The organism is Amycolatopsis thermalba (assembly GCF_023376025.1).
Taxonomy (GTDB): domain Bacteria; phylum Actinomycetota; class Actinomycetes; order Mycobacteriales; family Pseudonocardiaceae; genus Amycolatopsis_E; species Amycolatopsis_E thermalba.
In genome coordinates this window covers 844,729-866,876 of record NZ_CP091196.1, presented here as the reverse complement: position 1 = coordinate 866,876, position 22,148 = coordinate 844,729, and the positions used below count along the sequence as shown (strand labels likewise).

The 22,148-nt window shown below is 68.4% G+C and carries 22 protein-coding genes and 1 tRNA gene; 14 read left to right on the top strand and 9 right to left on the bottom strand.

Going from position 1 to position 22,148, the window contains the following annotated elements; translation table 11 throughout:
* The first annotated feature begins 23 nt into the window (after positions 1-23).
* From L1857_RS04345 to L1857_RS04330, 4 genes are all read left to right on the top strand, one after another.
* Complete coding sequence (locus tag L1857_RS04345; protein WP_162831125.1) at positions 24-950, top strand: ABC transporter permease; 927 nt, start codon at positions 24-26, stop codon at positions 948-950.
* A complete protein-coding gene (locus tag L1857_RS04340) occupies positions 947-1,804 on the top strand; it encodes an ABC transporter permease (protein WP_094009223.1) in 858 nt (285 codons plus the stop codon). Before L1857_RS04345 ends, L1857_RS04340 begins: the two co-directional genes overlap by 4 nt.
* Positions 1,801-2,781: an ABC transporter ATP-binding protein gene (locus L1857_RS04335; RefSeq protein WP_116111575.1), complete on the top strand. Its 981-nt coding sequence runs from the start codon at positions 1,801-1,803 to the stop codon at positions 2,779-2,781. The genes L1857_RS04340 and L1857_RS04335 overlap by 4 nt, the downstream gene beginning before the upstream one ends.
* 95 nt (positions 2,782-2,876) lie before the next feature.
* Positions 2,877-3,581 (top strand): ABC transporter ATP-binding protein, encoded by a 705-nt coding sequence (locus L1857_RS04330; RefSeq protein ID WP_158224488.1) that lies wholly within the window; start codon positions 2,877-2,879, stop codon positions 3,579-3,581.
* 47 nt (positions 3,582-3,628) lie between these two features.
* On the opposite strand, the gene L1857_RS04325 is transcribed toward L1857_RS04330, so the two are convergent.
* Genes L1857_RS04325 through L1857_RS04310 form a run of 4 tightly spaced genes read right to left on the bottom strand, consistent with a single transcriptional unit; the run spans position 3,629 to position 8,030 of the window.
* Positions 3,629-4,693 (bottom strand): NAD-dependent epimerase/dehydratase family protein, encoded by a 1,065-nt coding sequence (locus tag L1857_RS04325; RefSeq protein ID WP_249464499.1) that lies wholly within the window; start codon positions 4,691-4,693, stop codon positions 3,629-3,631.
* 6 nt (positions 4,694-4,699) lie between these two features.
* Positions 4,700-5,860 carry a UDP-N-acetylglucosamine 2-epimerase gene (gene neuC / locus L1857_RS04320; protein ID WP_094008768.1) on the bottom strand — a complete coding sequence of 387 codons (1,161 nt, stop codon included), beginning with the start codon at positions 5,858-5,860 and terminating at the stop codon, positions 4,700-4,702.
* On the bottom strand, positions 5,854-7,038 hold the full coding sequence (locus tag L1857_RS04315) for a DegT/DnrJ/EryC1/StrS family aminotransferase (protein ID WP_094008767.1): 1,185 nt from the start codon (positions 7,036-7,038) through the stop codon (positions 5,854-5,856). The genes neuC and L1857_RS04315 overlap by 7 nt, the downstream gene beginning before the upstream one ends.
* Positions 7,035-8,030 carry an SDR family NAD(P)-dependent oxidoreductase gene (locus tag L1857_RS04310; protein ID WP_240323398.1) on the bottom strand — a complete coding sequence of 332 codons (996 nt, stop codon included), beginning with the start codon at positions 8,028-8,030 and terminating at the stop codon, positions 7,035-7,037. The genes L1857_RS04315 and L1857_RS04310 overlap by 4 nt, the downstream gene beginning before the upstream one ends.
* 297 nt (positions 8,031-8,327) lie before the next feature.
* Here L1857_RS04310 and L1857_RS04305 point away from each other — a divergent pair, with 297 nt between their 5' ends.
* Genes L1857_RS04305 through L1857_RS04295 form a run of 3 tightly spaced genes read left to right on the top strand, consistent with a single transcriptional unit; the run spans position 8,328 to position 12,085 of the window.
* A complete protein-coding gene (locus L1857_RS04305) occupies positions 8,328-9,569 on the top strand; it encodes a phthiocerol/phthiodiolone dimycocerosyl transferase family protein (RefSeq protein WP_116114088.1) in 1,242 nt (413 codons plus the stop codon).
* Entirely contained in the window at positions 9,559-10,836 is a 1,278-nt protein-coding gene (locus L1857_RS04300) for an acetyl-CoA hydrolase/transferase C-terminal domain-containing protein (protein WP_116114090.1), read from the top strand. Before L1857_RS04305 ends, L1857_RS04300 begins: the two co-directional genes overlap by 11 nt.
* A 25-nt stretch (positions 10,837-10,861) precedes the next feature.
* Positions 10,862-12,085 carry a CaiB/BaiF CoA transferase family protein gene (locus L1857_RS04295; RefSeq protein WP_094008763.1) on the top strand — a complete coding sequence of 408 codons (1,224 nt, stop codon included), beginning with the start codon at positions 10,862-10,864 and terminating at the stop codon, positions 12,083-12,085.
* On the opposite strand, the gene L1857_RS04290 is transcribed toward L1857_RS04295, so the two are convergent.
* The 5 genes from L1857_RS04290 to L1857_RS04270 form a co-directional block, all read right to left on the bottom strand.
* Positions 12,038-13,417, bottom strand: a complete 1,380-nt coding sequence (locus tag L1857_RS04290; RefSeq protein ID WP_162831225.1) for an MFS transporter — start codon at positions 13,415-13,417, stop codon at positions 12,038-12,040. The two genes, L1857_RS04295 and L1857_RS04290, sit on opposite strands and share 48 nt — an antisense overlap.
* A gap of 65 nt (positions 13,418-13,482) precedes the next feature.
* Positions 13,483-13,884, bottom strand: a complete 402-nt coding sequence (locus L1857_RS04285) for an aldolase/citrate lyase family protein (RefSeq protein WP_198958386.1) — start codon at positions 13,882-13,884, stop codon at positions 13,483-13,485.
* Positions 13,885-13,978: 94 nt separating this feature from the next.
* Positions 13,979-14,302 (bottom strand): aldolase/citrate lyase family protein, encoded by a 324-nt coding sequence (locus L1857_RS04280; RefSeq protein WP_198958385.1) that lies wholly within the window; start codon positions 14,300-14,302, stop codon positions 13,979-13,981.
* 2 nt (positions 14,303-14,304) lie between these two features.
* A complete protein-coding gene (locus L1857_RS04275; RefSeq protein WP_116114094.1) occupies positions 14,305-14,508 on the bottom strand; it encodes a DUF5988 family protein in 204 nt (67 codons plus the stop codon).
* Entirely contained in the window at positions 14,508-15,545 is a 1,038-nt protein-coding gene (locus L1857_RS04270) for a nucleotidyltransferase family protein (RefSeq protein ID WP_158224478.1), read from the bottom strand. The genes L1857_RS04275 and L1857_RS04270 overlap by 1 nt, the downstream gene beginning before the upstream one ends.
* Before the next feature lie 222 nt (positions 15,546-15,767).
* Between L1857_RS04270 and L1857_RS04265 the strand changes: the two genes are divergently transcribed.
* The 7 genes from L1857_RS04265 (at position 15,768) to L1857_RS04235 (ending at position 21,993) form a co-directional block, all read left to right on the top strand.
* A complete protein-coding gene (locus tag L1857_RS04265) occupies positions 15,768-17,147 on the top strand; it encodes a transcriptional regulator (protein WP_094008759.1) in 1,380 nt (459 codons plus the stop codon).
* 104 nt (positions 17,148-17,251) lie between these two features.
* Positions 17,252-18,001 (top strand): lipase family alpha/beta hydrolase, encoded by a 750-nt coding sequence (locus L1857_RS04260; RefSeq protein ID WP_249464496.1) that lies wholly within the window; start codon positions 17,252-17,254, stop codon positions 17,999-18,001.
* Positions 18,002-18,111: 110 nt separating this feature from the next.
* Positions 18,112-18,198, top strand: a tRNA-Ser gene (locus tag L1857_RS04255).
* A gap of 201 nt (positions 18,199-18,399) precedes the next feature.
* Entirely contained in the window at positions 18,400-18,660 is a 261-nt protein-coding gene (locus tag L1857_RS04250) for a hypothetical protein (RefSeq protein ID WP_017986316.1), read from the top strand.
* Complete coding sequence (locus L1857_RS04245; RefSeq protein ID WP_094008747.1) at positions 18,661-18,909, top strand: hypothetical protein; 249 nt, start codon at positions 18,661-18,663, stop codon at positions 18,907-18,909.
* A gap of 7 nt (positions 18,910-18,916) precedes the next feature.
* On the top strand, positions 18,917-21,640 hold the full coding sequence (locus L1857_RS04240) for an FtsK/SpoIIIE domain-containing protein (protein ID WP_249464493.1): 2,724 nt from the start codon (positions 18,917-18,919) through the stop codon (positions 21,638-21,640).
* On the top strand, positions 21,637-21,993 hold the full coding sequence (locus tag L1857_RS04235; RefSeq protein WP_094008745.1) for a hypothetical protein: 357 nt from the start codon (positions 21,637-21,639) through the stop codon (positions 21,991-21,993). Before L1857_RS04240 ends, L1857_RS04235 begins: the two co-directional genes overlap by 4 nt.
* Positions 21,994-22,148: the final 155 nt, after the last annotated feature.

Below are 22,148 nucleotides of genomic sequence, written 5' to 3'. Positions count from 1 at the left end.
GACAGCGAAGGGAAGCGGGCCCTGTGATCACCCGATTCATCATCAACCGGTTGCTGCAGAGCATCGTCGTCGTATTTGGTGCGGTTGTCATCAGCTTCCTACTGACCAACACCATCGGCCGGCCGGCGGATGTCATCGGTGGGCCGCAGATGACCGCTGAGGCACGTGCCGCGCTCAACGCCGAGCTCGGCTACGACAAACCTCTACTCACGCGATTCCTGCATTACCTGGGCGGAATTTTTCAAGGCGACTTCGGAACATCGTACCGAACCAGTTCCGACGCGATGGGCGAGGTGGTCACGGCCTTCCCGAACACCTTGATACTGGTGGTCCTGGCCATCCTGCTCGCCGCCATCCTGGCGCTCATGTTGACCATTTTCAGCGCGCGTCATCGCGAGTCGTGGGCAGACCGCTTCATCCGGCGCACGATCGGGGCTCTGCAGGGCATGCCCGAATTCTGGCTCGGGCTGATGCTCATCCTCGTGTTCTCGGCGAATCTTCAGCTGCTGCCGAGTTTTGGTTTCTACAATGTCTCATCGATCGTCCTGCCGGTGGTGACCCTCGCATTGCCCACAGTTCCGACGCTGTACCGCGTGTTCCGCGGGCAGATGCTCGACGTCCTCGGAAACGACTTCGTGGAGGCCATGCGGGCGCGCGGTTTGGGTGAACGCGTGATCGTCTACCGCCACGCGCTCCGGAACATGCTCGGCCCCAGCGTGAACTTCACCGCGCTCCAGCTGGGTTACCTGATCTCGGCGTGCGTCATCGTCGAGACGATCTTCTCCTGGCCGGGAATCGGCAACCTGATGATTTCGGCCGTCCTCACTCGCGACTTCGCGGTGGTCCAGGCGACCATCATCATGGTCGCGGCCTTCTACGTGCTGCTCAACCTGATCTCGGACATCTTCATCCTCATCAGTGATCCTCGCGTCCGGATGGTGAAAGCATGAACCTGCTCACGGGCAAACCGGCCACCCGGCGCCGTGCACGTCCCGGTGGTGCTTCGTTGCGGGCCGGTGCGACGCTCCTCGGCGCGCTCGCCTTCGGCGCTGTCGTCGCACGTGTCCTGCCGATCGACCCCAATGCGCAGAACCTCGCGGAGTCCTACCTTCCGCCGATGTCGGGAGGTCACGTTCTGGGCACGGACGTCCTCGGACGCGATTTGCTGGCTTGGTGCGCGTACGGCGTGGCGACCTCGCTGACCGTCGCGCTCATGGTGGTCCTGATCAGTGCGTTCGTCGGCGTCTTGATCGGTGCCTACGCCGCGTACATGGGCGGGTGGGTGGACGCCGTCCTGATGCGACTGGTCGACCTGCAACTCGCCGTCCCTCCGCTACTGATATTCCTGGCCGCATCGATGTTCATCCAGCCGAGCTACGCCACGATGGTCGTCCTGCTTTCGTCGGTCGGGTGGGTGCCCTACGCACGACTGGTCAGGGCGAATGTGCTCGTCGACCGGGAGCGGGGGTACGTCGCCGCCGCTCGCTTGGCCGGGACCCGGCGGATCGGCATTCTCTTCGGACACCTGATCCCCGCCGCAGCGACCCCCATCATCGTCTACGCGTCCCTGCACATCGGGTTCGTCGTACTGTCGGAAAGCGCACTGTCCTTCCTCGGACTCGGCTTCCAACCCCCCACCGCCAGCCTCGGTTACATGATCTCGCAGGGCAGGGACCAACTGGTCGGTTCCTGGTGGATCGCCACCGTGCCCGGTCTCGTGATCATTCTGCTCGTCGTCTCGGCCAACCTGATCGGTGACGGACTACGGGACCGGTTCCACCTCGACTCCGGAGGCCTCGAATGACCGCACCCGCACTTCAGGTCCAAGACCTCGAGATACTCGCTCCGAGCGGAACGAAACTGGTCTCGGGCGTGAGTTTCCAGGTGTTCCCCGGGCACCTGCTCGGTCTTCTCGGGGAGACCGGAGCAGGCAAGACCCTCACAGCACGAGCGGTTCTGGGGCTGCTGCCGAAGACGCTCCGGGCCAGCGGCAAGGTCAGTTTCGACGGGCACACCTGGTACTCGCTGGGAGAGCCCGACCAGATCGCGCAACATCTCGGCACCTCGACCGGCCTCATGTTGCAGAACCCCGCCGCGGCCTTCGACCCGATGCAACGCATCGGACGGCAACTCGTCGAATCGGTGGTGCACAAGCGGCTGATGACTCGCCAGGAGGGCACGCACCGTGCGCGTGAACTCTGCGAGTACCTGGGCCTGTCGGACACCGACGAGCTGTTCCAGCTCTACCCGCACGAACTGTCGGGAGGTATGGCGCAGCGGCTCGCGCTGGCGCTGACGCTCATGCCGAGACCGCGCCTCCTGGTGGTGGACGAGCCTACCTCGGCGCTGGACGCGAACCTGCGGATCGAGGCACTGAAACTGCTTCGGTCGATCTCCGAGGAGGCCGGGATGGCGGCGCTCCTCGTCTCCCACGACCTCGGTCTGGTGAGCAGCTTCTGCGACAGCGTGGCGATCATCTACGCTGGCAGGTTCGTCGAGTACGGCCCGATGACCACGGTCATCGACCGTCCCGCGCACCCGTACACGGCGACATTGCTGAGCTGCGAACTCACGCTCGACCGGCCTTCCAGGAGCCGCCTGCCCGTGATCCTGGGCGAGCCGCCGTCGCCGGGAAACTGGCCCCGCGGGTGTTCCTTCCACCCCCGGTGCCCGGACGCCCAGGAGCGCTGCGCGATCGAACGTCCCCTGTTCACCAACGAACCCGACGGTGGCTACGCGTGCCACTATCCGCGACGGGAGGGCCGGACGTGCAACATCTGACCGCCAGGAACACCAAGGCCGCCGCGATACACGTGAGCACGTTGTCCAAGGACTTCCGGAACCGCAAGGGCGTGGTCCGCCACGCCCTCGACTCGGTGGAGTTCACCGTCGACCCTGGCAGGACCACCGCGGTGATCGGGGAAAGCGGTGCCGGCAAATCGACCCTCATCCGGTGCGTCGCCGGTCTGGAGAAACCGACCAAGGGAGCGGTCCTGGTCGGCGGCGTCGAGGTCACGGCACCCAAGCACGGCACCACCAGTCCGGTGCAGATGGTCTTCCAGAACCCGACCGACGCGTTGAATCCGGTGCGCAGCGTCGGGTGGAGCGTCGCGGAACCGCTCCGGAACCTCGGCAAGCGCGACCGCCGTGCCCGCGTGGCCGAACTGATGACCTCGGTGGGAATCGATCCGGCGCGGTACAAGGAAAGGCCCAAGGCGTTCTCGGGCGGTCAGCTCCAGCGGATCGTCATCGCTCGCGCCTTGGCGTCGTCGCCCGACGTGCTGCTGTGCGACGAACCCACTTCCGCGCTGGACGTCTCGGTACAGGCGCAGATCATCAACCTCCTACTCGACCTGCAGGAGAAGTACCAGTTCGCGTGCATCGTCGTCACCCACGACCTCGCCGTGGCGAGGGCACTCGCGGACGATGTGGTCGTGCTGAGGCACGGGTCCATGCTGTTCTCCGGGTCCCTCAGCGAGATGATCGGTGACGCTGCGGATCTCGATCCCTACGTTCGACAGCTGGTTCGTTCGTCGCACGAGATGGAGATCAAGAAGGTGGAACACGAACAGGTCACATGATCTGCACCCGGTGGAAGCGGCTCGCAGCCGGAACGCCCGTGGGCAGTTCACTGGCGTTCCGGCTTTCGCTCGCTTGTGGGGATCCAGCCTTGGGTGACGGGGGTGTAGTCGGGGTTGGGGGTGGGGTTGAGTGCGGTGGTGATGGTGGAGTCGAAGTCGTGTTGGGGGTGGTAGTCGAGGAGTTGGGTGGCTTTGTGGGTGGAGAGTTCGAAGGCGAGGGTGGCGGGCATGTGGGCGGTGAGCAGGTCGAGGTTGTAGTGCTTGGCGATGACGGTGGCGCCTTCGGTGAAGGTGGTGGTGTGGGGTCCGACGATGTTGAAGTCCTGGTTGAGGGCGTTGGGGTGGTTGATGGCGGTCAGGGTTCCGGCGACGGTGTCGCGCACGTCGGAGGTGTGGATGGCCCAGGGGCGGCCGTCGGGGCCGGTGAGGGCGAGTGCGGGGTTGTCGTCGCGGTGGCCGATCTGGTCGTCCAGGGCGCCGAGGAAGTCGTGCCCGCCGGCCAGTAGTTGCCACAGGTTGCTGCGGCGGCCGGCCGCGGTGTGGGTGGCCAGGAACCCGCGGACCCAGTCCAGGCGGAACAGCGCGACGGCTTCGTTGGGTGCCAGCACGGATCCGTAGCGCAGGATGGTGTAGTCGAGCCCGTGCAGCTTGTGGTAGTTGCGCACGAGCTGCTCGCACAGCACCTTGGAGGTTCCGTAGTAGTCACCCGGGTACTGCGGGTGGTCCTCGGTGATCGGTTCCCGTGGTGCGTGCGCCGGGTCGTAGGTGTTGTCGGTGCTGGCGTAGACGAACTGGCGCACCGGAACCGGCTGCGCCACCGCGGCCTCCAGCAACCGCAACGTGCCCAACACGTTGATGTCGTAGTACCGCTCCACCGACGTCTCACCCAGCACCATCTGCGCCGCCAGATGCACCACCACATCCACACCCGACACCGCCCGCGCCAACGCCGCCGCATCGGTCAACGACGCCTCCACCACCTCCACACCCGACACCGAAAAACACTCGCGAGACCTCACGACGCAGCGCACGTCGTGCCCGGCTCGCTGAAGCGCCGGGACAAGTGTCGAACCGACCCGGCCGGTGGCTCCCGTCACACAAATCAGCGCCATCTGTTGTCATTCCTCCTTGGTCGCGGAACAGCGCTCCCGCCATGCCCGCTTGATGACTTCGATAACCGATCTGTCGATGTCCTCCCCGGTCGGGACAGCGACGCCCTGGTGGTCGTGGCGGGTTCCATGCGCCAGCGCCGATTCGATCGCCGCCCGGATACCACCCGGTGTGCCGGCGCAGTCGAACACCGAAGCCGCTCTGGGGCGACCGTCCTGCCGCGAACCGATGTTGACCGTCGGCGTTCCCACGACAGGCGCCTCGAGGAGGCCGCTCGATGAGTTCCCGATCACCACATCGCAATGCCGGATCAAGCCGAGGTAGCCGTGCTGACCGAGTGACGGAACGAAGGTCGCTAAGTCCGGGTGGTTCGCGACGAACCGCGCCACCGCCTCGGTGATGGCGTGACTTCCGTGGTCCACGTTCGGAGCGGTGAACACGACCGTGCCGTGGTCGTATGTCCTCAGTACGGACAGAAGCGCAGCCAACGCGCGGGAGGTCTCTTCAGGCTTCTCCGTCACAGGGTGGAAAGTCACTGCGAAGCTCGGCGCCCGCAACCGCACACCCAACCTGCGCTCCACCGCTCGCCGATCCGGCAGATGTGCGGTCAGCTCGGCGTCGATGTTGATGCGACCCGCGTTGTGCACCGTCCCCTCGTCGATACCCATTCCGAGGAGTCGCACACGGTCCTCCTCGGCGAACACGAAATGGAGATGAGCCAGTTGCGACAGCGCATGCCGGATGCGGTCGTCGGCGGACCCCAGGGTCAGCTGCCCCCCGCCGAAGTGCACGATCAGGACGTTCCTCGGTAGAGCAGCGAGAGCCGCGGCCAACGCCTCGTAGCGATCACCCAGGACGCACAGGACGTCGGGGGCAATCCGAGCAAAGGCATCGGCGTATCCGAGGACTCCGAGGCCGATCGATTTCGCGACGGCGACCGGGCTGTCACCCGCGAGCACCACCTCGATGCGTTCGGCGACGGTTAACCCGTCCCCTTCGATGGCGTCAACGGTGTTTCCCTGCTCGCGAAGCAAGTGACCGCCGCTGACGAGGATCCGGAGATCGACCTCGGGATCGCGGGCCAGCCGGCGGATGACCGGGACCAGTGGACCGTAGTCGGCACGCGAACCGGTGAAGACACACATCTTGACCTCGCCGGCCGTCAGCACTGGACCTCCGCCTCACGTGAGCCTCGCCCGCCGGCGTGGCGGGCGAGGAGACTGCAGAGCCCCGACACCACCGCACCTTGTTGCCCGCCGGTGATGCCCACCGAACTGGGCAGGGAGAGACCGGCGCGATAGATTCCGTCCGCCACGGATCCGCCCAGCCGTTGGCACGACAGGTACGGCCGCTGCCGGTGCAGGGGTGGCCACAACCTGCGGGCCTGGATACCCCGCGCCTGCATACCTCGCACGATGCCGGAAACGGAAACGTCCTCACCACGAAGCAGGATCGAGTAGAGCCAGTGCGACGGAACCGCCCACTCCGCGCGCGGTGGACGCACGACCGGGGCTGAAGCCAGGAGGCGGTCGTAACGGTCGGCCATCTTTCGCTTGTGCAGCAGGAAGGTTTCGAGCTGCTCCAATTGAGCGAGACCGACCGCCGCGGCGAGGTTGCTCATCCGGTAGTTGTAGCCGACCTCGTCGTGCTCGTAGCCGTCGTCGCCCGACTTGGCCTGGTTCACCAGGTGCCGGGCCCTGGCCACGGCAGCCGGATCGTTGCTCACGATCATTCCGCCGCTGCCGGAGGTGATGAGCTTGTTCCCGTTGAAGGAGAAACAACCGAAATCCCCCACGGTGCCCACCTGCCTGCCGTTGACCGCTCCGGAGCGCCAACGGGAACCGTGAGCCTCCGCGGCGTCCTCGACGATACGAACACCGAAACGCTGCCGCAGCTCGAGAACCGGTTCAATGTCCGCGGGATGGCCGAGGACGTGCACCACTTCGACGACACTCGGAATCCGTCGGCCGAGCCGTGCTCGACGCAGGACGTCGTCGTACAGCCGCTCCGTGTCCATGTTCCAGGTCTGCGGTTCGCTGTCGACGAGCAGGAGGTCGGCGCCCGTGTAACTTGCGGCGTTGGCCGATGCGATGAACGTGAAGTCGGAGACCGCGACCAGTTCACCGCTTGCCGCACCTACCAGTCGCATCGCCACGTGCAACGCCGCTGTTCCACTGGAGCACGCCACCGCGGATCTCACCCCGGTCTTCTTCGCGAACTCGTCCTCGAACCGGCCGACGAAGGGACCGGCCGATGACACGAAGTTGCTTTCGACGCATTCCCGCAGGTAGGCCAGCTCGTTCCCCGCGAGCATAGGCTCCGACAACACGATCCGGCTCGCGCTCACCGGTGGTACCTCGCAGCCCGTTGGCCGTCCACCCGTGGCCTGAGCCAGTCCGCCGTGATCGCAAGCCCCTCGGCCAGCTCCCTCTCGGGTTTCCACCCGATCACGTCCCAGGCCCGAGCCGGGTCCGACAACAGCACCTCGACCTCACCGGCATCAGGTCGAACCCGGAGGGATTCCGACTCGATCTTCGCCGACGCGCCCACGACATCGCAGCAGAGATCGAAGAGCTCGCCCACGGACACGCACGACCCGGTGCCAAGCTGCACCACCGAGCCCGGCGGCACACCCGAAGTCGCCATCCGCAGGAACCCGTCGACCGTGTCGGACACGAAGGTGAAGTCCCGCTTCGGCCACACACTCCCGAGCTTCACGGTCTCGCGGCCGGCGAGCAGCTGGCCGAGAATCGTCGGGATGACCGCTCTCAGCGACTGTCTGGGTCCGAACGTGTTGAATGGCCGCAAAGTGACGACATCCACTCCGAAGGAGCGCGCGTAGGACTCGCACAGCTGGTCGGCGGCGATCTTGGTAGCGGCGTAGGGTGAAAAGGCCTGCAGCCGGTGGCTCTCCCGGATCGGCACGTCCTCCGGGGTGCCATAAACCTCGCTCGTCGACGTGTTGACGACGCGCGTTCCGGGCGAGTCGCGAGCCGCCTCGAGTACGTTGAGCGTGCCACCCACGTTCGTGCTCACGAACGAGGCCGGCGCTTGGTAGCTGTACGGAATGGCGATCAGCGCCGCGAGGTGGAAGACCACGTCGGCGGCCTCGACCAGCTCACGAACGCACCGGGTGTCGCGGATGTCGCCCAGTCTGAGGTCCAGGTTCGGCGGACGTCGGGCATCCAGTTCGTCCAGCCAGCCGTAGGAGCCGTTGGAGTTGTAGACGCACAGCCCGCAAACCTCTGCCCCCTCTTCGACGAGCTTCTCGACGAGATGGCTACCGATGAAACCGTCAGCGCCTGTCACGAGCACACGCGCCCCCGTCAGCGCACTCACCGGCAACACCTGACCTGACCAGCGTCAGTTCGGAAATGTTCCACGGCACTTGTCTATGCCACGCGCCCATAGCGGCCCAGACGGCGAGTTCAGCTGGTTGCGGGCGGCTACGCGTTGACAGCCACACACGCTCGCGCGATAATCAACTTACTGTTTCATTCAGCGAAACCAACGTGGTACAGGTGTAAGTCAGCCCTTGCCCCGCTTGCCCGGGGAGAAGGAGGCTTCGGAGATCCGCGTCTGGACTGCCAACGCCCTGCCACGCGAACCGAGTACGCGACAAGGAGCCGGCCGCACATGCACTCGCGCTATCTCGACACCATCGAGTACCAGGCAATGGACATGCCCTCCGCACTCGTCCTGCGCTACTCGGGAGAGCTCGGGAAGAAGACGCTCACCGAGTCGTTCCGGATCCTGTGCCACCGCCGCGCGGCCCTTCGCGCGCGGATCAGAGAGACCGAGCAGGGTTTCGAGCTGTACCTGCCCGACGACGACCGCGCGCCGGAATCCATCTGGCACTCCGGCCTCTCGGACGACGAGCTCGAGCGGTTCACACTGGAGGACCTCTGCAAAACGGCGATGCCCTGGAACGTCGCGGAGGCAGTCGCGAAGCTCACGGTGTTCGCGGGCAGTTCCAGCGGAATCGTCCTGATGCACACCGATCACGCGATCGCGGACGGGCAGGTCAAACTCGCGCTCCTGCGCGAGTTCCTCGACATCTACCAGAACCTGTCCGCCGGCGGGCACGTCGAGTCGGCTGTTTCCCGTGATCTGCCATCGCCACCTTCGGTGGTTCTCGCTGGGCGCCTGGGCGTCGATGCGCCGGGCAACGTCCCGACCCCGGCGGAAGCTCCCTCCTTCACCAAGCACGAAGCACTGCGCCACTACATCACCCTGACCGAGCAGCAGAGCGCCGCACTCCGGACCGCAGCAAAGAAGGCCGGCACGTCCGTGCACGCGTTCCTCTGCGGCGTGATCCTGCGCTGCCATCGCCGAGATCGGGGCGAGGCGTTGCCCACCTCGGAGATGGTCTGCTGGGCGCCGGTACACCTGCGGCCGCGGGTTTCACCCGTCGTGACGCCACCGGAGACGACCAACTTCGTGGGAATTCACACGGCACCCGTGAAGGTCGGCGTCGACGACGCCATCGCCGGGATCGCTCACAAGGTCAAGCAGCAGCTGGACGGTTCGATCGCCGACCAGGACATACACCGCAGTTTCCTCACCGACTCCTTCCGGCAGGACGAGGTCGAGAACCTCGGATCGAGCAACTACCTGGACAGCGTCAGCCTGAGCAACCTCGGACGCCTGCCGGAGTTCTCCTGCCCGCCCGGGCTGCGCGTCACCGATTTCCAGGTCTTCACCCACCGCGTCATGGCTCCCTATCCGTGCTACGTCACGTACACCTACGCGGGGCGGCTCACGATCCAGTGCGTCTACCGACCGGATCTGCACTCGCGCGCCGCCGCGGATCGCTACATCGGTGCGATCAGCGCTGAGCTCGACGCCATCACGCGCGAGCGTCCTGATGAGCGCTGAGCCGATGAGTGCCTCTTACCCGGATCGGACAGTCGAACGTCTCGACCTGAGGAGGTGGATCCGCGAAGGTGATCGCGTGATGTGGTCCCAGGGCAACGCCGAACCACTCACCCTCCTGGAACAACTGATCGACCAGCGCCGCGCCTTCGGGCAGATCGACGTCTTCTTGGCACTGTCCTTCAGCAACACAATGCGGCAAGAATACTGCGACGTCTTCCACTACGAGGGTCTCGGCGGTCTCGGCGCGAACTCGCGACTGTCGCGCCAGGGCGTGCTGGAAGTCCACCCCATGCAGCTGGGCCAGTTCTGCAACGACCTCCACGACGGTCGCTTCCCGGTCGACGTCGCCTTCGTCCAGCTGGCTGGCCCCGACCGCGATGGCAACTACAGCGCCGGTTTCGACCACACCTACACGCGCGACCTCGTGTCGAGAGCCCGGGTGGTCATCGCCGAAGTCAACACGAACGCCCCCGTGCTGCCGGGCGCCAGCACGATTCGCCCGGACGAACTGGACGCGGTGGTGCACACCGACCGCCCCGTCTGCCCGGCCCCGGTCGCGGTCTCGGACGAGGTCGATCGGAAGATCGCGGCGCACGTCGCGGAACTCGTTCCCGACCGGGCGACTCTCGAAGTCGGGATCGGTGCCCTGCCGTCGTGTGTTCTGGAAGCCCTGGCCGGCCACCGCGATCTCGGCATCCACACCGGAATGATCACGAGACCCATGCTCGGCCTCATCGGATCCGGCGCGGTGACGAACGCCTTCAAGCCGGTCGACACCGGCTACAGCGCCGGCAGCATCCTGGCGTTCGACCAACCGCAGCGCCTCGATCCGTACCCTCTACGACTTCGGCCGTCACGTGAGACGCTGCACTTCACCGCATTGGCCGGACAACCGAGCATGGTCGCCATCAACACGGCGGTCGAGATCGACCTGAGCGGTCAGGTGAACGCGGAGTACGTGCCCGAGGGGTACGTCGGCGCGGTCGGTGGCCTGCTCGACTTCGTCAGGGGGGCGCGGGCATCGGACGGCGGACGCTCGATCTTCGCGATCCACTCCCGAACCTCTCGTGGGCGTTCCCGGATCGTCTCCGCGTTGGCCGGTGGTGTGGTCACGGTCCCGCGCAGCGACGCGAACTGGGTCGTCACCGAATGGGGCGCGGTGGATCTGGCACACGCGTCGCTGTCCGAGCGTGCGAGGCGCCTGATATCGATAGCGCACCCCGATGACCGGGAGGCGCTGTCGAAGGCCTGGCACGACCGGAACTAGAGGCCGGTCGTGGTCTGGAGGAGCGATGCCAGAGGGATTGCTGGGCGGCTGCCACGTGGCCGACCTGTCGACACTTTTCGCCGGTCCGTTCGCTGCCATGATGCTCGGGGATCACGGTGCGGACGTCGTCAAGGTCGAACACCCGCGTGGGGACGATCTGCACCACTGGGGCCGCATGAAGGACGACCAGCCGTTGTTCTTCAAGATGGTCAATCGCAACAAGCGGCTCGTCGCGGTGGACTTGCACCAGGCCGACGGCCAGGAGGTGGTCCGGCGCCTCGTCGCCGACGCGGACGTGCTGATCTCGAACTTCCGGCCAGGACGACTCGCCGCATGGGGCCTCGGCTGGCCCACACTGCACCGTCTCAACCCCCGGCTCGTGCTGGCGGAAGTGACCGGATTCGGGCAGACGGGCCCCTACAGCCGGCTGCCCGGCTTCGGCACACTCGCCGAGTCCGTCAGCGGGTTCGCAGCGATGACCGGGCCACCTGACACCGATCCCGTACTTCCCCCGTTCGGGCTCGCCGACGGCGTCGCTGGTATCGCGGCGGCATTTGCCGTGACTGCGGCGCTGTGGGACCGCGAACGCACGGGCGTCGGCGTGCAGATCGACACCGCGCTCTACGAACCGCTGATGTCGGTGGTGGGTAGCCACATCCTGGAGTTCGACCAGCTCGGAACGCTCCAGCCGCGGATGGGCAACGCCGTCCCGCAGATCGCGCCACGCAACACGTACCGGACCGCGGATGGGCAGTGGATCGCCCTGTCCGGGGCCGCCCAGTCCGTGGCCGGACGGCTGTTGCGTCTGGTCGGTGGTGAGAAAGCGATGCGCGACCCGCGTTTCGCGACCAACGCCGACCGGATCGAGAACCGGGTTGCGCTCGATGGCCTGATCAGCGGATGGGTTGGCAGTCACAGCCGCGCTGAGGTGCTCGAGCGGATGCGAGAGGCGGACGTCGCCGTCGCGCCGGTTTACGATGCGTCGGACATACTGCAGGACGAACATTTCCTGGCCCGCGGAAGCATTGTCGAGATCGACGACGATGACCTCGGTCGGATCCGCATGCAGGGTCCGTTCCCGAAGGTTCCACAGAACCCTGGCTCGGTGCGCAATGCCGCCCGCGGTGCCATCGGCGCCGACACCGAGGCCGTGCTCCGGGAGCTGGGCTACTCGAGACCGGACGTCGACCGGCTTGCGGCCTCAGGCGTGATCGCGCGGGGCACCCACGGTGCCGAGACGTGCGGGTAGCGCGGCCGCGGCGACCGCGGCCGACAGCACGGCCAAGCCCGCGCCCGCCCAGGCGACCAGCTGATAAGTACCGGCGGACAGCACGATCGGTTCTCCCGCAGCCTCTCCGATGCGATGCGTCGCGACCGAGGAGAAGACAGCAAGCCAGAACGCCGCCCCCACTTGCTGCGCGGTGTTGATCATACCGGAGGCGGCACCGACATCGCCTGCCGCCAGCCCGGTGGTCGCGAGAACCCTCAGCGCGATGCTGACGCACGAGGCGCCGAGGTACAGCACGAACACCGCACAGGAGACAACCAGCGCACCCGAGCCGGTCGAACTACCACCCGCGGCTCCCAGCATCGCCGACCCCGCAGCCGCGATCACCGCAGAACCGGCGACGATCCACCGCATCCCGACCAACGGTATGAATCGCTGCGCGGCGAGGGATCCGAAGAACACGGCGAACGATGCGGGCATGAAGACCAGCCCGGTGCCCGCTGCCGAGTAGAGCAGGACGTTCTGCAGGTAGAGCGTCGCGACGTAGATGCCGCAAGCAGGAGCACCGCACAACAAGAAGAGCGTCAGGTTGGCGACGGTCAGGGACCGGATCCGGAACAACCTCAACTCGATCATCGGGTTCGGGTGGCGGTGCTCGATGACGACGAACGAACCCGCGAGCAGAATGGCGAGCGCGAAGGCGCCGAGTGTCGGTACGGCGGACCAGCCGTCGCTTTCGACGTTGATCACCGCGTACACGATCGACATCAGAGCGCCGGTCACGGTGACGGATCCCCAGATGTCGAACCGTCCCGTGCGGTCCAGCCGGAACGGTGGTACGGCCCGCTGGGCGAGTACGACGATGGCAACGCACACCGGGACGTTGACGAAGAAGATGGCCGCCCAGGAGAACAGGTCGACCAACACCCCTCCCGCGACAAGGCCCGTCGTCGCGCCGCAACCGCTCACGATTCCCCACAGTGTGAGAGCACGACGGCGTTCCGGCCCGTCCGGGAAGACCCGGACCAGGATCGCCAGCGCGGCGGGCGCCATGATCGCCGCGCCCAGCCCTTGCGCGAACCGGGCCAAGACCAGCATCAGCTGTGTGGCCGACAGCCCGCACACCACCGAGGTGACGGCGAAGATCCACGCGCCGGAAAGGAACGTGATCCGTTGCCCGACGACATCCGCGCAGCGACCTCCGAAGACCAGGAATCCGCCGAAGACCAGGATGTAGGAGTTGATCACCCAGGTCACCCCGGCCGCGGAGAACCCCAGGTCCTGCTGTATCGAGGGCAGTGCGACGAACCCGACGAACGAGTCCAGGACAACGGCGAACTGCGCGAGGCACACCGCAGTGACCACCTTCGTCCTCGCCGTCCGGGCGAGGACAGACCCGTCGGTCGCAGGCGCCGCGCTCATGCCTCCGAGACCCGCCCCCGCTCGATCCAGCCGAGAATCCGCCGTGCTCCCGCGACGATCGCCTCGCCACTGACCGCGGTCATCGAGCCGCTGACCGACGCGGCGACGACGCTCCGCACCCACAGAACCTCCTCTTCGGAAGGCCCGAACGCATCGGCGACCAGCTTGACTTGGCGCGGGTGCAGGCAGAGCTTGCCGGTGAACCCGAGCCGTGCAGCGTGTTCGGCGTCTGCGCGGACCAGGTCCATGTCTTCGATCGCGGTGGTCGCCCCGTCGACCGGCGGGGCGATGCCGGCCGCTCGCGACGCCATGACCACCTGGGCACGGGCGAAGAACATGGCGTCGCGGTCGGCGTGGTTCACTCCGAGCTCCCGGCCGAGGTCGGCGTTGCCGAACACCGCCGTGTCACGCCCGCGACCCCGCAGATCGCGGGCGCGTCGATGACTCCGGACGCCATCTCGATCAGGGGCAGCACGCACGCCCCGGCAGGCATCACGTCGACCACCTGCCGCACCTGTTCGGGGCGGGTGACCTTCGGCACGATGCTCCGCAGACCCGCCCGGCGAGCATGGACAGGTCGCGCTGCCACCAGTCCGTCGTGTCGTCGTTGATGCGGACGATGCCGCTGCCGCCACTGTTCCGCCAGGCGCGGACGTTCTCCCGCGCTCTGCGCTTGTCGGCCGGAACAACCGCATCCTCGAGATCGAGGACAACGAGGTCAGGGTCGCAGTCCACAGCTCTCGAGAACCGGTCCGGCCGATCACCCGGCACGAACAGCATCGTTCGGGCGTCGATCACACTCTCGTGGAACGGCATGGTCACTCCGCGATACGGGTCCGGTCCGACCAGGCGAACACGGGCGCGCCGTCGGCCTGCTCGACCAGTCGGAAGTGCTCGTACCCGGCGGCGAACCGGATCTTGAGGCACCCGTCCGGCAGCAGCGACGGGTCGATCTCCAGCACGGGCGGTATCCCGGCGGGTCCGCCGGTGAGCCGGACCTGGATCTTGAGCGCGTCGGACATCACTGCCCCCTTGCCTGTGCCAGTTCGTTGGGCCTGCCGATGTCCTGCCAGTCGTCGCTGAGGGGCCACAGCGCCACCTTTTCGCCGCGGCGCAGGCAGTCTTCGAACAGGTTCGTGATGGGGAACTCCTGATCCGCCGGGATGCGGTCGAGCAGGACCGGGTCCAGCGTGTAGATGCCGGCGTTCACCGGCCATTCCTGCGTCGGCTTCTCGACGATCTGCGTGAGCCGGTTCCGATCGGACTTCAGCACACCGAACGGCACCTCGTGGCGGTACCTGCTCGTGGCGATCGTCGCGAGGGCCTGCTCCCGCCGGTGCGTCTCGAGGAGCTTGCCGACCGAGAAGTTGGTGACCAGGTCGCCGTTCATGACCAGCAGCGGGTGCTCGGCCCGGTAACCGAGGTCGCCGAGCAGCCGCAGCGCGCCACCGGTCCCCAGCGGCAGGTCGGGGTCCTCGCGCAGGTACTCGATGCTGCACCCGAGGTGCCCGCCGTCGCCGAAATGCTTCTCTATGACGTTCGCCAGGTAGTTCACCGAGAGGAATATCTTTTCCACCCCGGAACCGACGAGATGCAGGACCAGCCGTTCCAGAATGGGACGGCCGGCGACGGTCAGCATCGGTTTGGGAATCGTATCGGTCAGGGGCGCCAATCGCGTTCCCCTGCCGCCCGCCATGATCACGGCCCAGTTCGGCAGTTTCGGCACCCCGATGATCCGCCGCTCGACGTGCAGGCCGACCACCCGGTTGCCGGAGTCGACCACCGGGATGTTGCGAACTCCCAGCGCACGCATGAGATCCAGGACCGCCGCCCGGTCGGCGGCCTGGCTCGCCGTCGCACGCCAGGGGCGGACCAGGGGTGCGATCGGGTCGTCCAGCGACACCCCGTTCAGGAGCCCGCGGCGCAGGTCCTGCTCGGAAACCGCACCGACCAACCGGTTGTCGTCATCCACCACGAAAACATCGCTCAGATCGTTCATGTCGACTACGGTGAACGCGTCGCGAATTGAGGCGTTCGAACAAAGCAACAGGTTCGACAAGCACATCGTTCGTCCGTTCATCGTTGACTCGACCGAGGGGGACGCGATCCAGGGTTTCCCAGGTCAAAAGGTCACAGCCAGGGGACGAGTTCACCCAGGGGGCCTCCGCGGGGGCCGGGGGCGCAAAACAGATGAAAGCGTGCGCGAAACGTACGGTGCGGGGGCCAGGAGCGGGACTACGGTCGTGGCTCCATTCGGCGGAAGCAGGGAGTTCTGAGGATCATGGAAGTGGACCTGAACCAGCCCATCTCGCACCTCATCCGGGCCGCTCGGCGGGAGCGGAAGCTGAGTCAGTACACCCTGGCGCGCGAACTGGCGACCGTGTCGGGGCGGCCGACCGTCACGCGTGATCTGGTCGCCCGGTGGGAACGTGGGCACCAGATCCCGAGGCTGGGCACGAGAAGATGGCTGTCCGTCGTCCTGGAGGTGCCCCAGGAGCGGCTCGACCAGGCGGCCGCGGCGGCTCGCAGACGCAATCGGCTCGGGCACGCCGTCGTCACCGACAACGCGCCCGCCACGCCCGGTCCGGCCCGCCGCGCGCAGGGCACCCCGGCCCTCCTCCCGGTCTTCCGGTCGCGTGTCCAGGCCGGCATCCTCGCCGCGACGCTGCTCAACCCCGACCGCTCGTTCAGCCTCACCGAGCTGGCCGAGCACTCCGGCAGCTCGCTGGCCTCCGTGGACAAGGAGAACAAGCTCCTGGAGAAGGCCGGCATCCTGACCAGCCGCCGCGAGGGCACGATCCGGCTGATGCGCGCGTCCGGGGACGGGCCGCTCGCGCGCCCGCTGGCCGAACTGCTGCGCCTCACCTACGGCGTCCCGCAGATCATCGGCGAGGAGTTCGGCTGCGTGCGGGGCGTGGTGCGCATCCTGGTCGGCGGCGTGTGGGCCGACCGGTTCGCCGGCATTCCCGGACCCGCGCCGGAGAGCATCGAACTGCTGGTCTCCCTCCAGCCCGGCGTCCCGGCCGACGAGCAGGCCCTGCACATCGCCGCGCGGCGCGCCGAGCAGCGGCTCAAGCGTCCGGTGAGCTTCTCGCTCGCCGCGCCGGAACGTGGTCTGGACGGCCTGCAGATCCCGCGGCAGCGGCCCGGGCACCCGGTCGTCGAGATCGCCCCGATCCCGCCCCGGCAGGCCCCGCTGACCTCGGGTGTCGGGCTCACCGGGCACGACGTCGTGATGCAGCTGGTGCGCGCGGGTCACCTCGACCTGGTCGGCGGGCCGGCCGGCAACGGGCAGCCGTTCCTGGACCTCGCGGCCAAGCACATCTCCTCGGCCGAGCGGCTCGCGGAGGTCTCGCCGGACTCGGCGTTCCTGCTGCTGGCCAAGTCCGCGCAGCTGATCGGCGCCGGCCTGCTCGCCCGGCAGGGTCTGCGGCCCGCGTTGTCCGCGCCGGAGCAGGTGGTCGGGACGGTCGTGGCGGCCCAGTTCGGGCACCAGTTCTCGCAGATCGAGCTGCTCCGCCAGCGCGCGAAGGAACTGGACACGCCGACCAGCCGGGACAGCCACATCCTGCCCTCGGAGGCCAAGACCTACCTCGGCACCGTGCGCACGCTCCTCGCGGCCGCGCGGGACGTCGTCGGCAAGCTCGCGCTGTTCCACTGATCGGGTCGGAAACGAAACCGAGACCGGGGCGGCGAAACGAAAATGTCGGTCCCCACGGCTAACCTCGCATCCAGTGGACGACCACCTCGCGGTGGAGGTGCGTGATGGCGGTTCTGCGGACGGTCGCGGGTGAGATCGCGAGCGTGGTGACGCACGCGCTGCGGTACCCGGCGGGCATCGGGCGGCGCTGGGCGATCCAGCCCGTCCGCGAGAGCGTGCCGGGCCGCCCGCTGGTGGTGCTGCCCGGCCTGGCCGACAACACCGCGATCTTCACCGACCTGAAGGTCGCGCTGGACCGCTGCGGCGCCGGGCCGGTGGTCTCGTTCAGCTACAGCCTGCTGCTGCGGGACGTGCGGTCCGCGGCGGCGCGGCTGGCCGAGCAGATCGAGCAGCTGTGCGAGGTCACCGGCGCGGCGAAGCTCGACCTGGTGGGCCACAGCCTGGGCGGCCTCATCGCCCGGTACTACGTGCAGCGGCTCGGCGGGCACGAGCGGGTCGACACGGTGGTCACCGTCGGCACGCCGCACGGCGGCACGGTCGCGGCCTGGCTGTTCTCGCCGATCCCGCTGGCCCGCCAGCTGCGCCCGGGCAGCGACCTGCTGACCGAGCTGAACCGGCCCGCGCCGGGCTGCCCGACGAAGTTCGTCACGTTCTCCAGCGACGGCGACGAGCTGGTGCTGCCCAGCAGGCACGGCCGGATCGAGCATCCGGACCTCGACGTGCGCAACGTGGTGCTGCCCGGGGTCGGTCACCTGGCGCTCGCCGCGCACCGCCAGGTCGTGGAGGAGATCTGCGCGCTGTTCGGGCCCGTCGCCGCTCCCGGCGACGGGGAGACGCTCACCCGGTCGGCCTGACGGTCCGACCTGGGGAGACGAGGCGCCGGCCGGGCGCGGGTCCACGGGCCCGCACCTGCCAGAACCGGGCCTCGGCGGAGCGCGTGCGGGCCTGCTGTACCCTTCTCAGCGGAGGATTGGCCGAGCGGCCTAAGGCGCACGATTGGAAATCGTGTTGGGTGTAACAGCCCTCACGGGTTCGAATCCCGTATCCTCCGCTCTTCAGCCGGACGCCGGGCACCCACTGGGGCCCGGCGTTTCGCGTTCCCGGGGCTGACCCGGCCGTGTGAACCGGCCCCGCACTTCACCCGGATGCACCAGTGACCAGGCTCATGCTCCGGTCCGCTCTACCGATAGTTTGTTGACAGGCCGCACACGCGGCCGTACAAACCGCTAGCTCGAGGAGAACCCGCGTCACTATGGCCGGAGTGGAAGAGATCCGCGCTGGGATCGCGATGGCGAACGAGAAGTGCAACGCCAGCGTCGCAGCCCTCCAGCAGGCCGCTCAGGCACTCGAGGAGGCCCAGCAGATCCTGGGCCAGGTCACCTCGGGAAGCACGCAGCCGGAGGTGACCCAGGCGAACAGCATGCTCGCCGAGGCGCTGCAGGGCATCAGCGGTCAGCAGAACACGATTCAGGCCGCGGTGTCCTCGGCCGAGTCGTACGCCGCTCGCCTCTAGATGTTCTCGCTCCCCGAGCTGCAGGCGCAGCTGGCCGCGTTCCGTGCGAAACTGGCCGAGGCAAGCGAACACACCAACCGTGCGGTGGAACTGTTGGACGAAGCACGCGAAGTGATCGTGAACGCCCATGAGCAGGCCGACGCGTGGGTGCCGCCCGAGCTGGCGGCGGCGGTCGACCGGCTCGGCAAGGACGCCGACCGGCTGCGCGCCGCCGACGATCTGGTGAACACCTACCTGGCCCGGCTGTAGGCGCGCCATGCCGAAGGCCAACGAGCAGAAACGCCGGGTCGTGGCGGCCCTGGGCACCATGCGCGAGAAGCTCGGCATGGTGCTCGGCGCGGCGCAGGCCGGCCGCCAGATCGCCGAGACCGAGCTGGCCCGGCTCCAGCTGGAACAGCAGATCGTGCGCGTCGGCATCGACGCCGCGGCCGGGGACGAGAACCTCACCGCCGCGCTCCGCAGCCCGGTGATGGCCGGGGTCCGGGACAAGCTCAACGCCCAGCACGCCGCGTTCTACACGGACGCGGCGACCGTGCCCGCGCGCCTGCGCGACCTGGTCGCCCGCGTCGCGCCGGGGCCGGCGAGCCTGCCGTCCAGCGCGTGGCTCGGCCGCCCCGGGCGAGAGCCGCTGAAGCCGCCGCCGCTGTGGCGCATCGGAGCGTCCACAATGGACGATTCCGGTCCGTTCCCGGTGATGGTGCCGCTGCTGGACGACTCGCACCTGGCGATCACCACGGCCGTCCGCGGCCGCTCGGCCGTCGAATCCCTCATCGAGAGCCTGCTGCTGCGCGTGCTCAGCACGATGGAGCTGGGTTCGGTGCGGATCCACCTGTGGGACGTCGCGCAGCTGACCGCCGTACTGCCCAACCTCTACCCGCTGTCCCGCACCTCCGCGGTCACGCTCTACGACCCGGACCAGCTCGGCGTCCTGCTCGACGAGCTGACCGGGCACATCCGCCGCATCCACGCGCACACCATGCAGGCCGGCCACACGTCGCTGCGCGGGCTGCGCGACCAGCTCGGGCAGCGGGTCGAGCCGTGGCGGGTCGTCGTGCTGTTCGGCAACGGCGAGACCTGGGCGCCGGAGCCGCTGCGGGAACTCAAGCGCATCGCCGGCGCCGCGCTGGCCGCCGGGATCTCGCTGATCACCGTCGACATCCCGACGATCCTGGGCGGCGCGTTCGAGAACATCCGCATGCTCGACGAGCACCACGCGGCCACCAGCATGACCGGGCCCAACCTGGTCGTCGACCTGGACCCGCCGATCCCGTCGACCGAGGTCAGCGCCGCGGCGAGCAGGCTGGCCGACGCGATCGTGGAGAAGCAGGGCGGGCCGCGGTCGTTCCGCGACCTGCTGCCGGCCGAGCTGGGCCAGGAGAACTCCGCGCGCGAGCTGCGGGCGCCGGTCGGGTTCTTCGAGGGCGATCCGGTCGAGGTCGTCATCGGCGACGCGAGCCCGCACGCGCTGATCGGCGGGCCGAGCGGCTCGGGCAAGACCAACTTCCTCTACGCCCTGCTCGGCAGCCTCGCCGCGCGTTACCCGCCGGACGAGCTCGCGCTGTACCTGCTGGACTTCAAGGAGGGCGTGTCCTTCGCCGGGCTCGCGCCGGGCCGCCGCGACGCGAGCTGGCTGCCGCACGCGCGCCTGATCGGGGTCAACGTCAACACCGACCGCGAGTTCGGGCTGGCGCTGCTGCGGTTCCTCGCCGACGAGCTGCGCCGCCGGTCGGCCGCGGCCAAGGAGCACGAGGTCACCGACCTGGCCGGGCTGCGCGCCCAGGACCCGGACGGGCACTGGCCGCGGATCGTCGCGGTGATCGACGAGTTCCAGTACCTGTTCGCCGGCCGCGACGGGGTGACGAACCAGGCCACGGCGCTGCTGGAGGACATCGCGCGGCGCGGCCGCGCCCAGGGCATCCACCTGATCCTGGCCAGCCAGGACATCGCCGGCATCGACGCGTTCTGGGGCAAACCGGCGGTGTTCGAGCAGTGCACGCTGCGGATCGCGATGCCCAAGGCGCGGCGCGTGCTGGCCGAGACCAACAACGCGGCCGTCGCCGCGCCGAAGTGGCACGCGGTGATCAACCACGACTCCGGTGTCGCGCACGGCAACCAGCTCGCGCACGTGCCGGACGCGAGCAGCAAGGACATCTTCTCGTCGCTGCAGCGGGAGCTGTGGGAGCGCTACGCCCAGGAGCACCAGCGGCCGCGGCTGTTCGACGGCGCGCACTCGCCGGTGCTGGAGCACTCGGCCGCGTTCGCCGCGCTCAGCCCGGGCGGGCCGCCGCGGGCGCTGCTGGGGCAGTCGATCGATGTGGCGGACACGGCGTGCGCGGTCGAGCTGACCGGGGCGCCGGGCCGGAACCTGGCGGTCATGGGTACCGCGATCGCCGAGGCACTGTCCATCATGGACGCCGCGGCCCGGTCGCTCGCGAAGCAGTACCCGCCGCACGAGGTCGAGTTCCTGGTGGCGTGCCTGGTCGACCGGTGCGCGCCGGCGGTCGGCGAGCTGGCCGACGGTCTGGAGGCGGACGGGCACCGCGTGGTGCGGCTGAGCGACGTCGAGCTGGGCGAGCACATGGCCAAGCTCGCCGAGGAGCCGCCGGAGCACGCGCGGATCCTGCTGTTGTACGGCGTCGACGCGGCGCTGCCGATCCTGGAGCAGAAGCAGCCCGGTCAGCTGAAGAGCGGGCTGGACCACTTCCGGGTGGTGCTCAAGCAGGGGCCCGGGAAGGGCACGCACACGATCGGGTGGTGGCGCAGCACGGCGCGGCTGAAGGACACGCTCGGGTTCGCCGGCACCGACGACATCGGGGCGTGGGCCGCGCTGGACGTGCAGGGGGCGGAGCTGAGCCAGTTCGCGGCCGGGCAGGTCGTGCACTGGTCGCCGCGGCCGGGGCGGGCGCTGTTCTTCGACCGCAGCACGCACGTTTCACCCGAGGTGATGATCCCCTTCGACCGGCCGGAGCACCAGGCATGAACGCGGCGATGGAGTACAAGCAGATCGTCGGCCTCGCCGGGAAGGCGGCCGAGGAGCTGCGGGCGTGGGAGCGGCGGCGGGCCGAGGAGCTGGACGCCGAGATCGCGGCCGCGGAAGCCGCCCTGGCGGAGGCGAGGGAACGCGAGGCCCGCACGGCGCAGGGGGCGCAGCACTGGTGGCGGATGGCGCAGGACAACGTCAGCCGGCTGCCCTGGCTGGAGGTCGGCGCCGACCCGGCGCCCGCACCGCACGCCTACGCCGCGCGGCTGGACCTGTACCTGCGCGAGGTCAAGGAGAGCTACCAGGAGCTGGTGGACGCGGTGCTGTCACTGGGCTGGCGCGCGCGGCGCTAGTTCGCTGGGTGCGCGCGGTGGTGGCCGGGCGCGCCGGCTGGACGGGGCGGCACGTGTGGCACTGGGCCCAGCGAGGGGCACCAGCCTCAGCGGGCGGGCGCGGCGCCAGCCGCGCGAGGGAGCACCACCCGAGCGGGCGCGGCGCTAGCCGGGGG

What these genes read in the sequence shown, in the direction of transcription:
- L1857_RS04340 (WP_094009223.1), top strand. Translation starts at nt 947, where the DNA reads ATGAACCTGCTCACGGGCAAACCGGCCACCCGGCGCCGTGCACGTCCC.
- L1857_RS04335 (WP_116111575.1), top strand. Translation starts at nt 1,801, where the DNA reads ATGACCGCACCCGCACTTCAGGTCCAAGACCTCGAGATACTCGCTCCG.
- L1857_RS04325 (WP_249464499.1), bottom strand. Translation starts at nt 4,693, where the DNA reads ATGGCGCTGATTTGTGTGACGGGAGCCACCGGCCGGGTCGGTTCGACA.
- L1857_RS04305 (WP_116114088.1), top strand. Translation starts at nt 8,328, where the DNA reads ATGCACTCGCGCTATCTCGACACCATCGAGTACCAGGCAATGGACATG.
- L1857_RS04300 (WP_116114090.1), top strand. Translation starts at nt 9,559, where the DNA reads ATGAGCGCTGAGCCGATGAGTGCCTCTTACCCGGATCGGACAGTCGAA.
- L1857_RS04295 (WP_094008763.1), top strand. Translation starts at nt 10,862, where the DNA reads ATGCCAGAGGGATTGCTGGGCGGCTGCCACGTGGCCGACCTGTCGACA.
- L1857_RS04280 (WP_198958385.1), bottom strand. Translation starts at nt 14,302, where the DNA reads ATGCCGTTCCACGAGAGTGTGATCGACGCCCGAACGATGCTGTTCGTG.
- L1857_RS04275 (WP_116114094.1), bottom strand. Translation starts at nt 14,508, where the DNA reads ATGTCCGACGCGCTCAAGATCCAGGTCCGGCTCACCGGCGGACCCGCC.
- L1857_RS04265 (WP_094008759.1), top strand. Translation starts at nt 15,768, where the DNA reads ATGGAAGTGGACCTGAACCAGCCCATCTCGCACCTCATCCGGGCCGCT.
- L1857_RS04260 (WP_249464496.1), top strand. Translation starts at nt 17,252, where the DNA reads ATGGCGGTTCTGCGGACGGTCGCGGGTGAGATCGCGAGCGTGGTGACG.
- L1857_RS04250 (WP_017986316.1), top strand. Translation starts at nt 18,400, where the DNA reads ATGGCCGGAGTGGAAGAGATCCGCGCTGGGATCGCGATGGCGAACGAG.
- L1857_RS04245 (WP_094008747.1), top strand. Translation starts at nt 18,661, where the DNA reads ATGTTCTCGCTCCCCGAGCTGCAGGCGCAGCTGGCCGCGTTCCGTGCG.
- L1857_RS04240 (WP_249464493.1), top strand. Translation starts at nt 18,917, where the DNA reads ATGCCGAAGGCCAACGAGCAGAAACGCCGGGTCGTGGCGGCCCTGGGC.
- L1857_RS04235 (WP_094008745.1), top strand. Translation starts at nt 21,637, where the DNA reads ATGAACGCGGCGATGGAGTACAAGCAGATCGTCGGCCTCGCCGGGAAG.